The sequence below is a fragment of the Bartonella sp. AP21QHHD genome (genome assembly GCF_042196205.1).
GTDB lineage: Bacteria > Pseudomonadota > Alphaproteobacteria > Rhizobiales > Rhizobiaceae > Bartonella.
In genome coordinates, this window is record NZ_JBHIPT010000053.1 from 1 (window position 1) to 2,476 (window position 2,476).

At 36.6% G+C, this 2,476-nt stretch carries 4 protein-coding genes; 2 read left to right on the forward strand and 2 right to left on the reverse strand.

Going from position 1 to position 2,476, the window contains the following annotated elements; genetic code table 11:
- The first annotated feature begins 411 nt into the window (after window positions 1–411).
- Both ACFIMC_RS03715 and ACFIMC_RS03720 read left to right on the forward strand, forming a co-directional pair.
- On the forward strand, window positions 412–1,143 hold the full coding sequence (locus ACFIMC_RS03715; RefSeq protein WP_375685658.1) for an antA/AntB antirepressor family protein: 732 nt from the start codon (window positions 412–414) through the stop codon (window positions 1,141–1,143).
- A 210-nt stretch (window positions 1,144–1,353) separates the two neighbouring features.
- On the forward strand, window positions 1,354–1,605 hold the full coding sequence (locus ACFIMC_RS03720; RefSeq protein ID WP_375628617.1) for a type II toxin-antitoxin system prevent-host-death family antitoxin: 252 nt from the start codon (window positions 1,354–1,356) through the stop codon (window positions 1,603–1,605).
- 75 nt (window positions 1,606–1,680) lie between these two features.
- On the opposite strand, the gene ACFIMC_RS03725 is transcribed toward ACFIMC_RS03720, so the two are convergent.
- Together ACFIMC_RS03725 and ACFIMC_RS03730 are read right to left on the reverse strand one after the other, a co-directional pair.
- On the reverse strand, window positions 1,681–1,989 hold the full coding sequence (locus tag ACFIMC_RS03725) for a HigA family addiction module antitoxin (RefSeq protein ID WP_375638182.1): 309 nt from the start codon (window positions 1,987–1,989) through the stop codon (window positions 1,681–1,683).
- Between the two features lie 10 nt (window positions 1,990–1,999).
- On the reverse strand, window positions 2,000–2,278 hold the full coding sequence (locus ACFIMC_RS03730; RefSeq protein ID WP_375680798.1) for a type II toxin-antitoxin system RelE/ParE family toxin: 279 nt from the start codon (window positions 2,276–2,278) through the stop codon (window positions 2,000–2,002).
- Window positions 2,279–2,476 lie beyond the last annotated feature (198 nt).

Sequence of the window (2,476 nt, forward strand, 5' to 3'; positions counted from 1 at the left end):
CAACACCGTGTAGAAAACCTGTTGCCATACTTTATGCTCCTTTAAAATATTGGCTAATGAAATGAATGGGAAAAATGAGGGGATGATTGCTGTATTTGTTAGACTGGCATTATGATAAAAAATTATCGAAAGTTGCTTGACATTATTTCTACAATGTGTATTTTCGAATCAGGTGCTTGAAAAACACCTTAAATACCAAGCGGACAAGCTACCGAGATAGTTTATTTTCCGCACATTAAAGGCTTTGACTCATTGTATGTTACACGCATATAATGATATTGTCGGGTGTGGTTACGCTATACAATACTCTTTACGAGAAAAGCGTAACGACGGACTTGGTACCGTGTTTTTCAGCGCCCGGCACTTTGTTAAAAGTGTCAATGAAAAACGTCTATTACCAAGGAGTTCATTATGAACACACTTATAGAAATATCAGAACAGGTTATTGATCAGGAAACTGTTCAAACTGTTAATGCGCGTGAGTTGCACGCATTTTTGGAAATTACATCAAAGTTTGCAGACTGGATTAAAAATCGCATTAAAGAATGTAAATTTCTGGAAAATATAAACTTTATAACGCTTTCTAAAAATTTAGAAAACGGTGGAAAGGTAAAAGAATACCACATTACATTAGACATGGCTAAACATCTTTCGATGATAGAGCGTAATGACAAAGGACATGAAGCACGTCAATACTTTATCAAATGTGAACGGCTTTTGAAACAAGTAGCAACACCGCAAGTCGACTACTCCAAACCGGAAGCATTGCTTGGTGTTTTGAATCATCTACAAAGCCAAATAGAACATAAAGATCATGTGATTGCAGAATTGACACCAAAAGCAAAAGCTTTGGATGGCTTAAAGCGCTCTGATGGTTTATTCGGTCTTATTGAAGCAGCAAAGATGTTGGAAGTAAGACCAAAGGATTTAACTGATTACTTGCGTAAACATGATTGGGTGTATCGACGGGCTCCAGGGGCGCCGCTGTTACCTTATCAGGATAAGATCAAGAAAGGATTCATGGACTGTCCTGCTATCACCATTCAAAGACCGGATGGTACAGAAAAGGTGCTCCCTTCAACAAAAATCACACCAAAAGGATTGGCATGTTTGAGAGAACAAATCCATGGAGGTGTACAATGAACANTCTTTAAAACCTCCTTCTATTATGGAGCCTTTGTTGAAAGCTTACGAGCCGAGTTTGAAAAATTCTGTTAAGAAAGCTGCTTAATTTAAAAACATGATTTATCTCCTCGTCTTTTAGGCGGGGAGGTGGTTAATACCGTAAAATATCTTTACATAATACATATTGTACGTATAATACGTCTTATACATTAAAGATAGGATGTGCATATGAAAAAATATAGTTTTACAGATGTAAACCGCGGGGCAGGCGATATTTTAGACGAGGCTATGTCTACACCTGTAGCTTTGACAAAGCGAGGGCGTGAAAAAATCATTATGCTTCCTGTTGATTTATATCATGAATTAATAAAAGCGCGTTCTGGTGCACAATCTTTTGTTTATGCAGATGCACCTCAAAATATATTAGATGATTTAGATCGTGGTTTAGATGACATTTTGAATAGTGATGAACATGTTTAAAGCAGGGGATGTTGTTCAATATTATTATTTATCCAGTATTCCATAAAACATTATCCCTTGAGAGTGAGGAAGAGATCAAACAGCGTGAAGTGTTGGAACTTTGCTAACATTTGTTTCACGTTCAGCATGCCAAGCGTCATAATTAGCTTGCATACGTAACCATATAGCAGCTCCATCACCAAACATTTTGCCAAGACAAGCGGAAATAGAAGGAGAAACAGGTTTTTTTGCGTTCAGAATATCGTAGAGATGTTGGCGTGATATACCAAGCATCTGCGCAATTTCTGATTTTGTTTTGCCTGTTTCAGGAATAATTTCTGCTAAAACTTCTCCTGGATGAGTAGGACAACGGTTTTTATCTCTTTGTGCAGGAATGTCATTCATAACTGTATCCTTAGTGATATTGTTCAAGATCAACACGGTAAGCATTACATGAGTCAAATTCAAAGGTAATACACCATGGTCCGTTAACGTGGACAGTGTAACGAGTGGGTGAATATCCAATCAAAGAATGAAAGTTGAATCCTAGAAGATTCATATCTTCTGGTCTTTCAGAAATATCTAAACGATCAAGACGAACCATGATACGTTTTACAAGTTTCTTATCAATCTTGGATGAATTTCCCGTTTTGAATAATTCTGCCAATGTTTTGCTTTTAAACGTTTTAATCATTCTTTTATATAGCGTAAAATACTGTTAATGTCAACAAATAGCTTACATTATAAGTGCTAAAATGCAAAAAATAGTAACATCCCATTAGAAACCCTTATCGTCTAGACTTGTTTTTCTTTTCTCCACCTCATGCGTAAAGAGAAGAATAAGTGCATGGAGGGGATAAATTTGCACGTTAACATCAAGGATTTTACGACC

Bases quoted from the DNA above. Each gene is read 5' to 3' on its own strand.
- ACFIMC_RS03725 (WP_375638182.1), bottom strand. From the start codon at position 1,989: ATGAATGACATTCCTGCACAAAGAGATAAAAACCGTTGTCCTACTCAT.
- ACFIMC_RS03730 (WP_375680798.1), bottom strand. From the start codon at position 2,278: ATGATTAAAACGTTTAAAAGCAAAACATTGGCAGAATTATTCAAAACG.
- ACFIMC_RS03720 (WP_375628617.1), top strand. From the start codon at position 1,354: ATGAAAAAATATAGTTTTACAGATGTAAACCGCGGGGCAGGCGATATT.
- ACFIMC_RS03715 (WP_375685658.1), top strand. From the start codon at position 412: ATGAACACACTTATAGAAATATCAGAACAGGTTATTGATCAGGAAACT.